The organism is Roseibium sp. (assembly GCF_048260565.1).
Classification (GTDB): domain Bacteria; phylum Pseudomonadota; class Alphaproteobacteria; order Rhizobiales; family Stappiaceae; genus Roseibium.
In genome coordinates, this window is sequence record NZ_JBLXGP010000002.1 from 213,943 (window position 1) to 230,585 (window position 16,643).

18 protein-coding genes are annotated in these 16,643 nt (G+C 61.4%); 13 read left to right on the forward strand and 5 right to left on the reverse strand.

What is annotated here, in order from left to right; translation table 11 throughout:
- The first annotated feature begins 5 nt into the window (after positions 1-5).
- On the forward strand, positions 6-989 hold the full coding sequence (locus tag ACN0SO_RS05665) for a type II secretion system F family protein (protein WP_417675440.1): 984 nt from the start codon (positions 6-8) through the stop codon (positions 987-989).
- 360 nt (positions 990-1,349) lie between these two features.
- Here the strand turns inward: ACN0SO_RS05665 and ACN0SO_RS05670 are convergent, their stop codons facing one another.
- Positions 1,350-2,132: a tetratricopeptide repeat protein gene (locus ACN0SO_RS05670; protein WP_417675442.1), complete on the reverse strand. Its 783-nt coding sequence runs from the start codon at positions 2,130-2,132 to the stop codon at positions 1,350-1,352.
- 179 nt (positions 2,133-2,311) lie between these two features.
- Between ACN0SO_RS05670 and ACN0SO_RS05675 the strand changes: the two genes are divergently transcribed.
- The 3 genes from ACN0SO_RS05675 (at position 2,312) to ACN0SO_RS05685 (ending at position 5,023) form a co-directional block, all read left to right on the forward strand.
- Positions 2,312-3,706 (forward strand): leucyl aminopeptidase family protein, encoded by a 1,395-nt coding sequence (locus tag ACN0SO_RS05675; RefSeq protein WP_417675444.1) that lies wholly within the window; start codon positions 2,312-2,314, stop codon positions 3,704-3,706.
- A 64-nt stretch (positions 3,707-3,770) separates the two neighbouring features.
- Positions 3,771-4,121, forward strand: a complete 351-nt coding sequence (locus tag ACN0SO_RS05680; RefSeq protein ID WP_417675446.1) for a MarR family transcriptional regulator — start codon at positions 3,771-3,773, stop codon at positions 4,119-4,121.
- A gap of 23 nt (positions 4,122-4,144) precedes the next feature.
- A complete protein-coding gene (locus ACN0SO_RS05685; protein ID WP_417675448.1) occupies positions 4,145-5,023 on the forward strand; it encodes an NlpC/P60 family protein in 879 nt (292 codons plus the stop codon).
- Positions 5,024-5,629: 606 nt separating this feature from the next.
- Here the strand turns inward: ACN0SO_RS05685 and ACN0SO_RS05690 are convergent.
- A complete protein-coding gene (locus tag ACN0SO_RS05690; RefSeq protein WP_417675450.1) occupies positions 5,630-6,811 on the reverse strand; it encodes a DNA recombination protein RmuC in 1,182 nt (393 codons plus the stop codon).
- A gap of 125 nt (positions 6,812-6,936) precedes the next feature.
- On the opposite strand from ACN0SO_RS05690, the gene def reads away from it, so the two are divergent.
- From def to truA, 5 genes are read left to right on the forward strand one after another with little or no spacing between them, the layout of a single operon-like run.
- Complete coding sequence (gene def, locus ACN0SO_RS05695) at positions 6,937-7,455, forward strand: peptide deformylase (RefSeq protein ID WP_417675452.1); 519 nt, start codon at positions 6,937-6,939, stop codon at positions 7,453-7,455.
- Between the two features lie 23 nt (positions 7,456-7,478).
- A complete protein-coding gene (locus ACN0SO_RS05700) occupies positions 7,479-8,111 on the forward strand; it encodes a MarC family protein (RefSeq protein ID WP_417675454.1) in 633 nt (210 codons plus the stop codon).
- 41 nt (positions 8,112-8,152) lie between these two features.
- Positions 8,153-9,091 carry a methionyl-tRNA formyltransferase gene (fmt, locus tag ACN0SO_RS05705; protein ID WP_417675456.1) on the forward strand — a complete coding sequence of 313 codons (939 nt, stop codon included), beginning with the start codon at positions 8,153-8,155 and terminating at the stop codon, positions 9,089-9,091.
- A gap of 30 nt (positions 9,092-9,121) precedes the next feature.
- On the forward strand, positions 9,122-9,661 hold the full coding sequence (locus ACN0SO_RS05710; RefSeq protein WP_417675458.1) for a GNAT family N-acetyltransferase: 540 nt from the start codon (positions 9,122-9,124) through the stop codon (positions 9,659-9,661).
- Positions 9,662-9,668: 7 nt separating this feature from the next.
- Entirely contained in the window at positions 9,669-10,478 is an 810-nt protein-coding gene (truA, locus tag ACN0SO_RS05715; protein ID WP_417675460.1) for a tRNA pseudouridine(38-40) synthase TruA, read from the forward strand.
- A 208-nt stretch (positions 10,479-10,686) separates the two neighbouring features.
- Here the strand turns inward: truA and ACN0SO_RS05720 are convergent, their stop codons facing one another.
- Positions 10,687-11,505, reverse strand: coding sequence for a DUF2189 domain-containing protein (locus ACN0SO_RS05720; RefSeq protein ID WP_417675462.1), 819 nt, complete (start codon positions 11,503-11,505; stop codon positions 10,687-10,689).
- A gap of 225 nt (positions 11,506-11,730) precedes the next feature.
- Here ACN0SO_RS05720 and ACN0SO_RS05725 point away from each other — a divergent pair, with 225 nt between their 5' ends.
- The 3 genes from ACN0SO_RS05725 to ACN0SO_RS05735 are packed head-to-tail and all read left to right on the forward strand — an operon-like array spanning position 11,731 to position 13,972.
- Positions 11,731-12,159 (forward strand): DUF805 domain-containing protein, encoded by a 429-nt coding sequence (locus ACN0SO_RS05725; protein WP_417675464.1) that lies wholly within the window; start codon positions 11,731-11,733, stop codon positions 12,157-12,159.
- 37 nt (positions 12,160-12,196) lie between these two features.
- A complete protein-coding gene (gene dapE / locus ACN0SO_RS05730) occupies positions 12,197-13,378 on the forward strand; it encodes a succinyl-diaminopimelate desuccinylase (protein WP_417675466.1) in 1,182 nt (393 codons plus the stop codon).
- 3 nt (positions 13,379-13,381) lie between these two features.
- Positions 13,382-13,972: a hypothetical protein gene (locus ACN0SO_RS05735; protein ID WP_417675468.1), complete on the forward strand. Its 591-nt coding sequence runs from the start codon at positions 13,382-13,384 to the stop codon at positions 13,970-13,972.
- Positions 13,973-13,986: 14 nt separating this feature from the next.
- Here the strand turns inward: ACN0SO_RS05735 and ACN0SO_RS05740 are convergent, their stop codons facing one another.
- Positions 13,987-14,820: a LysR family transcriptional regulator gene (locus tag ACN0SO_RS05740; RefSeq protein ID WP_417675470.1), complete on the reverse strand. Its 834-nt coding sequence runs from the start codon at positions 14,818-14,820 to the stop codon at positions 13,987-13,989.
- A gap of 92 nt (positions 14,821-14,912) precedes the next feature.
- Here ACN0SO_RS05740 and ACN0SO_RS05745 point away from each other — a divergent pair, with 92 nt between their 5' ends.
- Entirely contained in the window at positions 14,913-15,524 is a 612-nt protein-coding gene (locus ACN0SO_RS05745) for a cysteine hydrolase family protein (protein ID WP_417675472.1), read from the forward strand.
- 263 nt (positions 15,525-15,787) lie between these two features.
- On the opposite strand, the gene dapD is transcribed toward ACN0SO_RS05745, so the two are convergent.
- Positions 15,788-16,636, reverse strand: coding sequence for a 2,3,4,5-tetrahydropyridine-2,6-dicarboxylate N-succinyltransferase (gene dapD / locus ACN0SO_RS05750; protein WP_417675474.1), 849 nt, complete (start codon positions 16,634-16,636; stop codon positions 15,788-15,790).
- Positions 16,637-16,643: the final 7 nt, after the last annotated feature.

Consider the following 16,643-nt stretch of genomic DNA (forward strand, 5'->3'; position numbering starts at 1 on the left):
AGATGATGTTCGATCTCACAAGCATCGCCAGCAGCAACTTTCTGGTCGCCTTCCTGACCCTGGTCGCCGTGGCCGGAACCCTGTTCACCGTGGTCATGCCGATCTTCGAGCGGGACACGCTGAAATCCCGGATGAAGTCGGTCGCCCTGGAGCGCGACAAGTTGCGCGCGAAGGAGAGGGCGCGGCTTGCAACGGAAAAGACCGATGCCCGCGCCTCCCTGCGTTCGACGCAGCCGAAGGAGCAGGTCAAGAACCTGGTCGACCGGTTGAACCTGAAGACCAGGCTTGCGGACGAAACCACCCAGGACAAGCTGCGCATGGCCGGTTACCGGGGAACGGGGCCGCTCTACACCTTCCTGTTCGCGCGTATTGCCATTCCAGGCGTGCTCTTCCTGTTCGCCCTTGTCTACGCCTTTGCCGTGCTGCCTTCCGACACGCCGGCGATCACCAAGATTTCCGCCTGTCTCTTCGTCGGCGGCATCGGCGTCTTCGCGCCGAACCTTTACATCCAGAACGCGATCTCGAAGCGTCAGCTGTCCATTCGCAGGGCTTGGCCCGATGCGCTCGATCTGATGCTGATCTGCGTGGAATCGGGCATGTCCATCGAAGAGGCGTTCCGGCGGGTCGCGGAGGAAATCGGCACGCAGTCGATCCCGCTCGCCGAGGAACTGACGCTGACCAACGCCGAACTCTCCTATCTGGGCGAACGCAGGCAGGCCTATGAGAACCTGGCCAAGCGGACCGGTGTCGACGGCGTCAAGAACGTGATGATGGCGCTGATCCAGGCGGAACGCTACGGCACGCCGGTCGGCCACGCCATCCGCGTCATGTCCGACGACAACCGCGAACAGCGCATGCAGGAAGCGGAAAAGAAGGCCGCGTCCCTGCCGCCGAAACTGACGGTTCCGATGATCGTGTTTTTCCTGCCGGTGCTGTTCTTCGTCATCATGGGCCCTGCGGTCATGCAGGCCATGGACGCCTTCAAGTAATACCAATCGTGTTTGATTATGACCCATCTGACCGCGTTTTCGGATCGGTCGGCTAGGAGCGTTTTGCAGGTCGATGCGGGGCATCGGCCAAAAAGCGGGACGGACGTCCGGGCGGTTTGAAAACGCGGCCTTCGGTGGAGCTGACCTGCCCGCCGGACAGCGTTGCGCCGCTTGTCCGACCACGTGGGTCGCGCTACGCGACGCGCCTAGCCGGCAGACAGGTCAGGTCCATCAGATGGGTCATGATCAAACACGATTGGTATAAGACCCTTCAGCAAGGCTGGCCGGAATGAAAAAGCGCGCGCACGATCTTTCGTGCGCGCGCTCATGTCATTGTCTCAATTTTCTTGAAAAGCCGTATCAGCTGCGGCTTTGCGCGATCATGTCGCGCAGATAGGCGATGTTGGCTTCCGCCTGTTTCGGGTCCAGTTCGGAACGGGCGACCTGTTCGGCCTCGGCGAATTTCCCCTGGATGCCGAGCGCCAGCGCCAGGTTCTGACGCACGCGGCTGTCGGCGCCGGGCAGGGCGGCCGCCTTACGCAGCGTGTACTCGGCTTCCGGCAACTGGTTGGACAGAAGATAGGACAGGCCGAGGTTGTTGAGCAACGTCGGTTCGTTCGGCGCGATTTTCAACGCCTGGTGATAGAGCCCGCGGGCGCGTTCGTGATTGCCCATCTGGTCGTAGATGGCGGCCTGTGCCGACATCAGCTTCCAGTCCGGCATCTGCGGTGTCTGGGCACGCTGGAGAACATTGAGCGCCTCGTCGAAGCGGCCGTTCATGGCCAGCACCTTGCCGTAAGCCGAGGCGATCTCGCGGTCGTTCGGGTTGGAGATGACGGCGGCGCGCAGGACGGCCATGGACTGCTCGATCTGCTCGTTCTGCTGTAGCGCGTTGGCATAGCCGAGGATCGTCGCGCGGTCCTTGCTGTCTTTCTCGTATTTGCCGCCCCAGGAAGACACCGCCCGCATGGCGGCGTTCGAACCCGGTTTCGCATAGGTCAGGCTGTTGCTCGGTGAATGGGTGCCGACGCTGTTGTTCCTGGAGGATGCGCAACCGGTCAGCAGCACGGCTGCGGTCATCGCGGCCGCCAGCGGCAGGTAGCGGGCGCGCCGGCGGGTTTTACGTTGAGCTTTCTGGGTCATTTCTGACACCTCGACACATGAGCTTCACGGAACGTTCTGTTCTTCAAATCAGTAGTTTATTAACCCTAATGGATGGTTAAGCCGGTTTGTCGGGTCGGCATACCCCGTCCCGGATATTGCCAAGCGCGTCCGGGATGCGTACCTGTGAACCGTGACATCCAACATTCCGGGAGCCCGCCGTGCGTGAAGCCTTGATCCGCGAAAATGAAGCCCAGCAGCCGACACCGGTCATTGCCGTCGGGGAGGACGATCTGGAAGCGGTCCTCGCAGGCCTTGGACAACCGGCTGCGGATTGGGCGAAACGCAACGGTTTCCAGGCAGCGGCGGGAAGCAGTCTCCTGGTGCCAGCGGTCAACGAGGCAGGCTCCGCGCTGCTGTTTGCAGCCGGGGAGAACGGCTCCGCCCAGCCTTTCGCCTTCGGCGGGCTGGTCGCCTCTTTGCCCGCCGGGGACTATGCGTTTGCCGATGGTTTTCCCGATCCTGAATTCGCGGTGCTCGGCTTTGCCCTGTCCTCCTACCGGTTTGAGAAATACCGCAAGAACGGCGCCGCCCGCGCCCGCCTTGTCGTCCCAGCGACCGTCGACCTTGCGCGGGTCGATGCGATCCTCAAGGGCGTTCAGATCGCCCGCGACCTGATCAACATTCCGGCGAACGATCTGGGGCCGCAGGAACTGGCGGCCGAAATCCGGTCGCTGTTCGTCGAAAACGGCGGAACGGGCGAGATCATCGAGGGTGAAGCGCTGCTGGAACGGGGCTTTCCGATGGTCCATGCGGTCGGCCGCGCGTCGAGCCGCGAACCGCGTCTTGCGGATTTCACATGGGGACCGGAGGACGCGCCCAAGGTGACCCTGGTCGGCAAGGGCGTCATCTTCGATACCGGCGGTCTCGATATCAAGCCGTCGAGCGCCATGCTGCTGATGAAAAAAGACATGGGCGGCGCCGCGAACGTCCTCGGTCTTGCGGCTATGATCATGGCCGCTGAATTGCCCGTGCGCCTGCGCGTCATCGTGCCCTGCGTCGAAAATGCGATCTCCGGATCGGCTTTCCGTCCCGGCGACATCCTGCCGAGCCGCAAGGGACTGACCGTCGAAATCGGCAACACCGATGCGGAAGGCCGGCTGGTGCTGGCCGATGCACTTGCTCTCGCTGATGAGGAAGAGCCGGATCTTCTGGTGGATATGGCGACCCTGACCGGCGCGGCCCGCGTCGCGCTCGGGCCCGATCTGCCGCCGTTTTTCACCGATGACGAGGATCTTGCGGAGGAACTCGCGCTGGTCTCGGAGGCCAGTGCCGATCCGCTGTGGCGTCTGCCGCTATGGCAGCCATATATGAAATATCTCGACAGCAAGATCGCCGACATCAACCACATCAACACCACCGGTGCGGGATTTGCCGGCTCGATCACGGCAGCCCTGTTCCTGTCGCGGTTTGTCGAGAAAGCGCAGTCCTGGGTGCATTTCGACATCTATGGCTGGACGCCCATGGACAAGCCGGGCAAGCCGGCCGGCGGCGAGGCGCAGGGCATCCGCTGCCTGTTCGATCTGATCAGCGACAGATATTCGGACAAAAAATAACGGCTCCGAAACAATTTCCTGTTCTGCTAGTCTTGAAAACTAACGGAACGGGAAGTCTCCGCAGATGGCGGTCGAGCTGCGCGCCTCGCAGGCGCTGAAACTGATGCATGACGTCAATCTGGCGCTTGTTCGCGACAGCGAGCAGGACCTGTCCGCACGCCAGTTGACGATCCTGCTGACGGTCTACCTGGAACCGCCGCCCCATACGGTGCGCGGACTTGCCGCCAAGTTGAACGTCACCAAGCCCGCGATCACCCGGGCGCTCGACACGCTGGGTGGCATGCGGCTTCTGTCACGCAAGCGCGATGAGGCCGACAAGCGCAACGTCATCATCACCAGAACCGTCGACGGCGCCCTTTATCTGGAGCATCTCGGCGATCTGGTTTCCGAAAAGGCGCGCGAACTGCCCCGATAGGCCATCCGCTTCAGGATCAGGACATGTCTGAAAAATTCGACCGTCGCATTCACCCCGTCCGGCCGGACCTTGCGGCCCGCGCCTACGAGGGGCGCGTTCAAGCCGATCGCTTCGTCGACGGCACCGTGAAACAGGTCACCGCCGACCGGCTGTCCATGCGGCCCGAACCCCGGCGCGACAAGTCGATCGACACCGAACTTCTGTTCGGCGAGACCGTCACGGTCTTTGAGGAAACCATGGAAGGCTGGGCCTGGGGCCAGCTGGAGACCGACGGTTATGTCGGCTGGTTTTCCTCCGACGGACTTGGGGCCCTCGAAGCCTCGACCCATATCGTGCGGGCCCTGCGCACCTACCGCTATCCCGGCCCGGACCTGAAATTTCCTCCTCTCGGCCTGATTTCCATGGGGGCGAAGGTGACCGTCACGGGGCGCGCAACGACCCGCGGCCTGGATTATGCGCTCTTGAGCGACGGCTCCGCCGTCGTCGCCCGCCATCTTGCCGGGCTGGATCAGTTTGAGACGGACTGGGTCGCTGTCGCCGAGGAATTTCTCGGCACCCCCTACCTCTGGGGCGGGCGCTCAAGTCTGGGGCTCGACTGCTCGGCCCTCGTCCAGCTCGCCGCCCAGGCCGGTGGGTATGATGTTCCGCGCGACAGCGACATGCAGGTAGCGGGCGCAGGTGAAGCAATCGATACGTCCGACCTCGATGCGCTCCAACGCGGCGATCTCGTCTTCTGGAAAGGCCATGTCGGCATCGTTCAGAGCCCGAACCGGCTTCTTCACGCGAACGGCCACACCATGACGGTTGCCAGCGAACCGCTGGACCGGGCGGTCGCCCGGATCGCAGAAAACGAATTCGGCAATGTGACCGGGATGCGGAGGTTAAGACGCCAAGTCAGATAACGAAAATGGTCCCGGTTATGACACTCGCGAGTGATATCCTTTGACGACTTCCCAATTGGGCGCCGAGACTTGGGGTATCTCTCGTTAGTTATAATTACGATGAGCCGATCGCGAGAATGGTGCCAAAACCTATCGCGGAGAACAGGACTGAGATTGCTGCCCAAAAGGAAAAAATCTTTACGTATAGATGTCGAGGGGAATTGTAATTTCCCAATCTAAAAATCCTGATCGAGATAAAAAATAAAATAACTGGCGTAAAAATAAAAGTTGGAAATCCTATCATAATATAAGTATAAAGTAGTTCGAAATCTACTATCGATAAGTGATCGAAGTCTCCTGTGAAATATTTTTTTGTAGACCAGAAATTGGAAGCTTCTACTATGAAGCATACGGCTGACGGGAGTATAAGTAGGCAGCCAATATAAAGCCGTTTTTTATTTATTCCCGAGATGACAAAAAACAGGAAAACGATAACACCGGTAAAAAAATAGAAATTTGAGAAGAAAAATTCATATATCATTTCAAGTCTTTATATCCTGCACGAATAAATACTGAAAAATATTTATACCTCAACATGCATCTTGATAATGTTTTCGGCAACACGCACTAACCCTGCAGCGACAGGTTCGGACGGGGCAGGTCTTCTTTCTTCTCTGCTTCCGGAAGCTCGCCCAATTCCAGGTCCTCGATCTTCTGGCCGCGTTTGGTGATCTTGTCCGTCGAGATCAGGATCTGGTCGATGTCCTTGTTGGCCTGTCCGAAATGGGTCTGCAGCTTGACCACCCGGTCGTTCAGCCGGCCGACATCGTCCATCAGGTGGGCGACCTCCGCCTGGATGAGATGGGCCTGCTCGCGCATCTTGGCGTCGCGCAGCACGGCCTGGATCACCTGGATCGACAACAGGAGCAGCGACGGCGAGACGATCACCACCCGGGCCCGGTGGGACTTCTGCACCAGGTCCTCGAAATTCTCGTTGAGTTCCGCGAACACGCTTTCCGACGGCACGAACAGGAACGCCGTGTCCTGTGTTTCGCCCGGCACCAGGTATTTTTCCCGGATGTCCTGAATGTGCTTGGTAAAATCCTTGCGGAACTGGGCCTGCGCGTATTTGAGGTCCTCTTCCGCCTTGGCCTTGCGGATGAGGTTGAAGGCTTCCAGCGGGAATTTGGCGTCGATGGCAAGCGACGGCGCGCCGTTGGGCATGTGCACAAGACAGTCCGGCCGCACGCCGGTGGAAAGCGTTGCCTGGAAATCATAGGCGGTTGGCGGCAACTGGTCCTGGATGATCGCTTCCATGCGCCCCTGGCCGAAGGCGCCGCGGGTCTGCTTGTTGGACAGGATCGCCTGCAGTTCCACCACCTGGCCCGACAGGTCGGTGATGGTCTTCTGTGCCCGATCGATCACCGCCAGCCGTTCGTGCAGCTGGCGCAGGCCCTCGTGCGTGCTCTTGGTCGTATTCGCCATGGACAGGCCGAGCTTGTGCCCCATGCCGTCGAGCCGGTCGTTGACGGCGCGCATCATGTCCGACTGGCGGGATCCGAACACCTCCGCCATGGTCTGCATGCGGCCGGTCATTTCCCCTTGCGATTTCAGCAATTGGGACAGATGGCTTTCCAGCTCGTGGATGCGTTCCGCAGCGGCGCCGTCGGCCTCCGCCCGGTTCCGGACCTGGCGCAGAATGCCCCAGACCAGCCAGAAGATGATGACCAGCAGGGCGAGCCCGCCTGCACTTCCCACCTCAAGAACCGTGAACGGGCGACCGCCGAATACAAAAAGGATATGTTGCATGAAACAAACATAGAACGATTCGGTCCGGAATGCAGCGTTTGCCTGCATTTGCGAAGCAAGGCAAAATTCCGGTCGGGCCGGGCTTTCGGATTGACCGGAGGCCGGCCTTTTACTATTTGAAACCCATGACGAAACGAGACATCATCATTATCCCCGATCCGGTCCTGCGCGAGGTCTGCAAGCCGGTCGCCAAGGTGGACGACAGCGTGCGCGCCTTGGCCGACGACATGCTGGAGACCATGTACGAAGCACCGGGCATCGGCCTTGCCGCCAGCCAGATCGGCATCCTGCAGCGCCTTTTCGTCCTGGATGTGGCCAAGGAAGACGAGCCGAAGAACCCGATCGTCTTCATCAATCCGAAGATCGTCTGGTCGAGCGAGGAGACCTCCGTCTACCAGGAAGGCTGCCTGTCGATCCCCGAATATTACGAGGATGTCGAGCGGCCGGCCCGGGTGAAGGTCCAGTTCCAGAATCGGGAAGGCTCCGACCAGGAAATGGAAGCGGACGGCCTGCTGGCCACCTGCATCCAGCATGAGCTCGACCATCTGAACGGTAAGTTGTTCATTGACTATCTGTCGAAGCTGAAGCGCGACCGGGTCATGAAGAAATTCGTCAAGCAGGCGAAGCAGTCCGCCAAGGGCTAACAGAACAGCCGGGGGCGCGCTGCATGGATCTGGCATATTTCCTGAAGATGTTTGCAGCGCTGTTCGCGATCATGAGCCCGATCGCGAACCTGCCGGTGTTCCTGTCTCTGACCTCCGACCGGGACCCCGCGTCCCAGCGCAACGTGGCGATCACGGTGATCATCGGCCTCGTGGTGGGCGGTGCGATCATCGCCCTGTCCGGCCCCGCGATCCTGAAAGTTTTCGGCATCAGCCTCGACGCCTTCCGGCTTGCCGGCGGGTTCCTCATCCTGCTGATCGCGCTCAATCTACTGTCCGGCGAACAGAGCTCCACCCATGGGGGGACCGAAAAGGAGCAGGCCCATCATGCGGAGCAGGACAATCCGGCCATCTATCCGCTGACCGTGCCGATCCTGCTCGGACCGGGCACGATTTCCACACTGATCATCTTTCGAGGCCAGGCGGAGACCATTCCGCAGGACATCGCCTATGTCGCGGCCCTCGGCGGGGCGATTGCCCTTCTCGGCGCAACCTTCATCGCAGCGCCGCTGCTGAACAAGGTGCTGGGCCAGACCGCGACCAGCGTGATGAGCCGGATCATGGGCATGATCCTCGCCGCCATCTCCATGGAAATGATGGTCGGAAGCCTGAAAGCCCTGTTGCCCGGATTGGCCTGAGCGTCCATAAGGGCGGAAACGTTCAACCGGTCCGAGGCATCATGTCATTACGCGTCGTTTTCATGGGAACACCGGACTTCTCCGTCCCCACGCTGATGGAAATCGTCGGCCAGGGATATGAGGTCGTCGCCTGCTATTCCCAGCCGCCGCGCAAGGCGGGCCGGGGCATGGAGGTGAAGAAGTCACCGGTGCATGAGGCCGCCGAAACCTTCGGCATTCCGGTCTTTACACCCGTCTCGCTCAAGGACCCTGAAGAACAGAAGACGTTCCGCGATCTGGAGGCCGATGTGGCCGTGGTGGTGGCCTACGGCTTGCTTCTGCCCAAGGCTGTTCTGGACGCCCCGCGCGAGGGTTGTCTCAACCTGCATGCCTCGCTCCTGCCGCGCTGGCGCGGGGCTGCTCCGATCAACCGCGCCATCATGGCGGGTGATACGGAAACCGCCGTTCAGGTCATGCGCATGGAAGAGGGGCTGGACACCGGTCCCGTCTGCATGTCGGAGACGGTCGAGATCGGGCCGGACATGACCGCCGGCGAACTCCACGATCGGCTTTCCGGTCTCGGCGGCGACCTGATGGTGCGCGCGCTCGCCGCTCTGTCGCGTGGCGCCCTGACCGAGACGCCCCAGGCGGCAGAGGGCGTCACCTATGCGGCCAAATTGTCGAAAGAGGAAACCCGGATCGACTGGACGGCTCCGGCCAAGACCGTGCATGATCATATCCGGGGCCTGTCACCTTTTCCCGGCGCCTGGTGTGAGATGACGCTCTCCGGCAAGACGGAACGGGTCAAGACCCTGCGCAGCGCCCTGGCGGAAGCTGCAGGCGAGCCCGGTACGGTCACAAGTGTCGACGGCGGCCCGGTCATCGCCTGCGGTCAGGGCGGCATCCGGCTGGTACAGGTCCAGCGGGCCGGCAAGAAGCCGATGACGGGTGAGGAATTTCAGCGTGGCGCCAAGCTTGCCGCCGGCGACAAGCTGGCATAAGCGCGGATCGGACATGACAGGAACGGATTGATGAGCGCTGAGATTGATGCCTCGACCTTGACGGTGAGATCGGTGGAACCGGCCGACGAAGCGGTCGTAAAGGCGCTTGTCACCGCCGCGTTCAATCAGGAAACCGAGGCCCGGCTCGTGCATACGCTGCGCCATTGCGGGGCACTGGTGCTGGAACAGGTGGCCGTGACCCCGGAAGGCAAGGTGGTCGGGCACGTCGCCTACAGCCGTGTCACGCCGGCGGGTGTCGGCCCCGGTCAGGATCTTTCGATTGTCTGCCTTGCGCCGGTGTCCGTCTGGCCGGAGCTTCAGCGCCAGGGTATCGGTTCCGCGCTGATCCGGGCGTCGCTGGATACGATGAAGGAGAAAGGCGAGGACCTGGTTCTGGTGCTCGGGCATCCGACCTACTATCCCCGGTTCGGCTTCGATGCGGAACTGGCCAAGAAGGTTCAGGCGCCTTACGCGGGCGCCGCCTTCATGGCCTGCGCGCTGACGGAGGCGGGGGAGCGGGACCTGCCTGTCGAGGTGGCTTTCGCCACGCCTTTCCAGGAATTCGAGTAAGGCCTCGATGCCACGCTACAAGCTGACAGTGGAATATGATGGCCGGCCGTTCGTCGGCTGGCAGCGCCAGGCGAACGGCCCAGCCGTCCAGGCTGTGATCGAACGGGCGGTCAAGGCCTTCTGCGGCGAGGAGATCGCCGTGGGCGGGGCCGGCCGAACGGACACCGGCGTGCATGCCCTGGGGCAGGTGGCCCATGTGGACCTGACCAAGGACTGGCCGGCCAAAACGGTCATGGGGGCGCTGAATTTCCACTGCCAGCCCGATCCGGTCGCCATCCTGGCCTGCGAGAAAATGCACGAAGGCTTCGATGCCCGTTTTTCGGCGATCCGCCGGTCCTACCGCTATCGTATCTACAACCGGGTGCCGCCGCTCACCCATGAACTGGGCCTTGCCTGGCATGTGAAAGCGGACCTCGATGCGGATGCCATGCACGAGGCGGCCCAGGTCTTCGTCGGCCACCACGACTTCACCACCTTCCGCCATACCCGTTGTCAGGCAAAGAGCCCCGAAAAGACCCTGGAGACCTTCTCCGTGCGTAGGGAAGGGCAGATGGTAATCGCGGAATGCGCCTCCCGCTCCTTCCTGCACAATCAGGTCCGCTCCATGGTAGGGACCCTTCGTCTCGTGGGCGACGGGCGCTGGACGGCGGACGACGTTCGTGCCGCCCTGGCCGCCCGCGACCGCATAGCCTGCGGCCCGGTCGCGCCCGCCGACGGCCTTTATCTGACGCATGTCGACTACCGCAGCCCCGAAGAAGACATCGCACGCGCCCGACAGGCGAAGCGGGATAACGCGGAAGCCGCGCCGGAAACCTGAAGCCTCTCATTTTTCAACGGAATCAGACGGTTTTGTTCCCTCGCCAACGGGTAAAGGGGCACGACAGCTATGCCCCTTGCTCCCGTCTCCCTCCTTGAGGGGGGAGATGGGAGCGGGCGGTGAAGCATTTCGTTTCTGCACCTTCACCGGGTGTTTCATCTTCCGAATTCCGAAACCCCATGGCAGAGGTAATCTCGGAAGGCACGTGCTACGCCGCGTCCTCCGGCGGGGCCACGCATTTCTTGTAGAGATGCCAGGTGGTGTGCCCGAGTATCGGCAAGGTGATCACGAGGCCGGCGAAGGCAGGCGCCATGGAGATGATCAGGGTCACGGTGACCACCAGTGCCCAGCCGATCATCGGCACCGGAGACGTTACGACGGCGCGCACGCTGGTGATCATCGCGGTAATGAAGTCCCGGTCGTCCTCCAGCAGCAGCGGGAAGGAAATCACGGTCAGCGAGAACAGGATGAGGGACAGGATCGCGCCGACCCCATGGCCGACCGCAAGAAACAGCAACCCTTCCGGCGTGCTGATCACCTCGGTGACGAATTCGTTGAAGGAGGCGAATGAGCGCAGTCCCATGAACAGCGCCAGCAGCAGCCGCACCTGATACATCCACATGATCATGATGAAGAGCACCACGAAGGCCATCCAGGAAATCTCGCGGCCCTTCTGCTGCCACATGACGCCCAGAAAGGACGACCAGCTCAACGGTTCGTTGGCCGCAAGCCTCCGGCTGACCTCGTAAAGGCCGATGGCGGTGAACGGACCAACCAGGGCAAAGCCGGCGGCAAGCGGATAGGAAAGGTAGCTCATGTGGAGCGCAGACGCAGTCAGAATGACCAGAAGCCCCCCAACGGTGAAGAAAATGCCGATCGCCAGTCCGTATTTCGGCGCCGCCTTGAAATCGCGCAGGCCCGCGGCGAGCGCGTCGATAACATCATTTGCGGTGATCTGCCGAACGACGGGATCCTTGCGCAGCACCGGGCGCGCCGATACCGCAGTATTTTGCGTATTTTCTGTCATTTTTGTCCTCCCAGGCTTTCGTCCCACGGAAAGCCTGAGACATCATGACGCGTGAAATCGATCTGTCCAATCGTAAAAACCATTACGCAGCGTTATGAATTGGGGAGGATCAGTCGGATTCACGCGGCACATCGACGGCTTGATCCGGAGCGCGGATGCCACTAACTCCTAAGCCTGAACGAACGTCGCATCGCATATCGCAAGACGGACAACCACGGAGCCTTCATGGCGATCAACGACCGCCCCGCGAATCTGACCCCAGGTGTCGCTTGGGCGTTGCTGAGCCCGATCGGGCGAATTTCCCAGCGTGCCTACTGGCACGGTGTGTTTCTGGTCTGGCTTGTTTCCCTCATTCCCATGCACATGTGGTGGAAAACCCTCGATCCGTCCCTGCCTTTGAGCGAATTGAATCCCAGCGATTTCGCGGAATCCAATCCGCTGTTTCCCCTGCTCTTTTTTGCTCTGACCTGGGTTGTGCTGGCGCTGGTGATCAAGCGTTGTCAGGATATCGGTGTGACCGGGTTCGTGGCGCTGTTGATCCTGGTTCCCGGAGTCGATTTCATCACCGTCATCGTTCTGGGGTTCATTCGAAGCGCGCCCGGGCCCAACCGCTATGGTCCCGCACCCGACAGTTACTACCGGCGGAACGTCTGACGATCCTGCCTCCCGTATTCCAACGACAAAGACCGCAATGACCGACCAGCTTTCCTCCGCCACCGCCATTGCCCGCGACCTCATCCGCTGTCCCTCCGTGACACCCGCCGAGGGCGGCGCACTGGTAACGTTGGAAACGCTCCTCAAGGCGTCCGGGTTCAGGGTCGAGCGAATCGTCTTCGCCGATGAGGGCACGCCGGACGTGGAAAACCTGTTCGCGTCCATCGGCTCCGGTCGTCCCCATTTCGTCTTTGCCGGCCACACGGATGTGGTGCCCCCCGGAAACGAGGGCGACTGGGCGCATGGCCCCTTCGAGGGGACGATCGCGGACGGTGTCCTCTATGGACGCGGCGCGGTCGACATGAAGGGCGGCATCGCCTCCTTTGCCGCCGCGGCACTTGATTTCGTCAAGGAACGGGGCACGAACTTCGGCGGAACGATCTCGTTCCTGATCACCGGCGACGAGGAAGGGCCGGCGGTCAACGGCACGGTCAAGCTGCTGGAATGGGCCGAAGCGAACGGGGAAAAATTCGACGCCTGCATCGTCGGTGAGCCGACCAATCCGGACCGGCTGGGCGATGCGATCAAGGTCGGCAGACGTGGATCGCTTTCCGGAACCGTGACGGTGAAGGGCACCCAGGGCCATGTCGCCTATCCGCACCTGGCCGACAATCCGATCCCGGGCCTGCTGAAGCTTATGGCCGCGCTCGATGCGCTTGTCCTCGACCGGGGCAACGACCGGTTTCAGCCGTCCAACCTGGAGATCGTCACGGTCGATGTCGGCAACCCGGCGTTCAACGTCATTCCGGCGCGGGCCGAGGCGCGCTTCAACATCCGCTTCAACGACGAATGGACGATTGAAACGCTCCGGGCGAAGATCCTGGAGACACTTGAAGCTGCGGCACCGGAAGGTCTGGGCTGGTCCATCGAATTCAAGCGCGATGCGAGCGAATCCTTTCTGACCCGCGACGACACCCTGATCGAGACTTTGAAGGCTGCCGTCGAAGCCGCGACCGGTCGGGCGCCGGAACTTTCCACCGGCGGCGGCACGTCCGATGCCCGCTTCATCAAGAACTATTGTCCCGTTGTGGAATTCGGCCTTGTCGGCCAGACCATGCACAAGGTCGACGAATGCGTCGCCATTGACGATCTGGACCGGCTTGCAGCCATCTACCGCCGCTTTCTGGAGAGGTATTTTTCAAATGCCGGGACGCTCTGAACCATGATCACCGGGCAGGAAATTGCGCGTGCTCTGACCGGCTCCTGGCTTTTGTTGAAAAACCGGCCCGAAGGCATGCTCTGGTTCGACCGAAGCCTGGAGGGCTTCTGGCGATCTTTCGGCGTGTTTTTCCTGCTCCTGCCGGTCGTCGGGATCACAGGGCTGATGGAAAGGAAAATGTACCTGGAAGAGACCGACCTGACCGTGGACATTTTTCCGGACGGCCTCTTCTGGACGTCGCAACTGGCGGCATCTTTTCTGGACTGGATCCTGCTACCTGTCGTGCTGGCGTTTCTGGCCCGTTCGCTCGGGATTGCCCGAGGCTACGTGGACTTCGTCATCGTGCGCAACTGGAGCAGTCTGCTGGTTGTCGTTCCTTATGCGCTTGCCGGACTGCTGTATCTTGCGGGGATCATTCCGCTGGGAATCGTGTCCCTGGTAATCGTAAGCGCGTTCATCGCCATTCTCTGGTACAAATTCAACATCACCCGCATCACCCTGCAAACCGGCACCAGCATGACAGTGGGCATCGTCGTGCTGGACATGGTGCTTTCAATCGTGATTGAGCAGGCTGTCGTCCGGATGTTGGGATAGGGCAGGTTCCCCGCTCATGACCTGGGCCGGCCGAGGATTTCCGAAAGCCAGGTCAGCACGGTTCGGATCACGGGCCGGTCGATAAGGTCCTCGTGAACGGCGATCCACAGTTCGCGGGACGCGCGAACGGGCGGATCGATCTCGATGAGATCCGGGTCTCCGCTGATCAGCCAGTCGGGCAGCATCGCCGCGCCCGCACCTGCCTTCACTGCTTGCAACACTGCGGAAAGGGTGCCGAGCCGCAGGCGCGGTTCGCCCTTGAAGTGGGACCTGATGGCGGCGATTTCCGGCAGCGTGTCGAGGGCGCTGTCATAGGTGATGAAGTCCGCGATTGGGCGGGAGGACCTGTGCCGCCCGCTGACGGCAAGACGGAGGCCGATATCCATCGCCTTGCGTATGATGAGCTTGCCGTCCGTCGGGCGGGCAAGGCGCAGGCCGATATCCGTCTCTCGCTGAGCCAGGCTCGCCGTTCCGGTCGCTGCTGCACATTCAAGGGTGATGCCGGGAAAGCGCTCGCAGAAGTCCGGCAGCTGCGGAGCGATCAGGTAATCCAGTACGAAGGGAACGGTGCTGATGCGCACATGTCCCGTTTGTGTGTTGCGGTCTGTGGTCTGTTTGAGAAGGGCGGTTTCCATGGCCTGCGCCGCCTGCAGCAACATACGTCCCGCTTCCGTCGGCACGAGTGTGCGGCCCTCCCGTCGGAACAGGGTTGCGCCCTGATCGCTTTCGGCAGCAGACAGCCGGCGTGAAATTGTCGTCTCATTGACGCCCAGTTCCCGTGCGGCTGCACCCAGCGTGCCCGCCCGGCTCAGTGTCAGCACGAGATGATAGGTATTCCAGTCACTCATTCCTGCAATTATGCAGATTTATCCTGCAATAACGAGCGTTTTTGCAAGGTTCGGAGCAGGTTATTGTCCTCTGCAAATGACAGGAGACAAGCATGACCGACTCTGATCGCAATCGCCCGAAAACCCTGATGGAACTCGCCGGTGCACCCGGATGGACGACGCCGGCCGCCGGCGAAGCCGCCGTCATTCTGATCGACGCCCAGCAGGAATATGTCACCGGAGCCCTTCCGCTCGAGGGAATCGACAAGGCACTCGCGGAAGTGAGCCGCCTGCGCGAACGGGCGAAGGAACTCGGCTTTCCCGTCATTCACGTCCGCCATGTCGGCCGGCCCGGCGGGCTGTTCGATATTGAGGCCGAGGGCGGGAAGTTCTGCGGTGTCGCCGAGCCGACAGACGGAGAAATCGTCGTTGGCAAGGGGCTGCCGAATGCCTTTGCTGGCACCGATCTTCAGGAGCGGCTTTCCGGACTGGGCGTCCGCAAACTGATCGTAGCCGGGTTCATGACCCACATGTGCGTTTCAAGTACGGTCAGGGCGGCCCTCGACCTGGGCTATTCCTCCGCCGTCGTCGCCAACGCCTGCACCAGCCGTGCGCTGCCCGTTCCGGGAGGCGGGACTTTAAGCGGAGCGGAGGTGCACCGCGCGGCCCTCACGGCACTCGCCGACCGTTTCGCGCTCGTGCTGGAAGACGCCAGCGCGATTTGATGAAAAAAGCCCGCTCCGGGAGAGCGAGCTGAACAGCATATCAAAGCCTGATTTTGTCATCCCGGACGAAGCGTCAGCGGAGATCCGGGACCGGCGAGCCACGGTTTTGGTCAGGATATCCCCTCAAAGCCGCCAGGCTTCTGCCTCCCCGGCCCCGGTTCGCGCTTTCGCTTGACCGGGGTGACTATGGAGAGTGTGAAGTAATGTTGGCAACTTGAGCCCGCTCCAGGAGAGCGGGCTTTTAAAGCGATGCCGCGGACCGATCAGTCGCGCAGGAGGTCGTTGATGGAGGTCTTGGAGCGGGTCTGTTCGTCGACGCGCTTGACGATGACCGCGCAGTAGAGGCTCGGGCCCGGGGTGCCGTCCGGCAGCGGCTTGCCGGGCATGCTGCCCGGAACCACGACCGAATAGGCGGGAACCTCGCCGATGAAGACCTCGCCGGTGTTGCGGTCGATGATCTTGGTGGAGGCACTGATATAGACGCCCATGGAAAGCACGGCGCCTTCGCGAATGACGACGCCTTCGACGACTTCCGAGCGCGCACCGATGAAACAATTGTCCTCGATGATCACCGGACCGGCCTGCAGCGGTTCCAGCACGCCGCCGATGCCGACGCCGCCGGACAGGTGCACGTTCTTGCCGATCTGCGCGCAGGAGCCCACCGTCGCCCAGGTGTCGACCATGGTGCCTTCATCCACATAGGCGCCGAGGTTGACGAAGGACGGCATCAGCACCACGCCCTTGCCGATGAAGGCGGAGCGGCGCACGGTGCAGTTCGGGACGGCGCGGAAACCCGCTTTCTCGAAATCGATGGCGCCCCAGCCGTCGAATTTGGACGGAACCTTGTCCCACCAGGAGGCACTGCCGGGGCCGCCCTTGATCACTTCCATCGCATTGAGGCGGAAGGACAGGAGCACGGCCTTCTTGGCCCACTGGTTGACAACCCAGTCGTCGCCCTTCTTTTCGGCGACACGGATCTGGCCGTTGTCGAGCAGGTTCAGCGTCTTTTCGACAGCATTGCGGACATCGCCGGTCGTTTTCGTATCGATATTGGCGCGATCCTCGAATGCCGCGTCGATGGTTTCGGCGAGTCTGGCAAGATCGATTGTCATCTTGGGT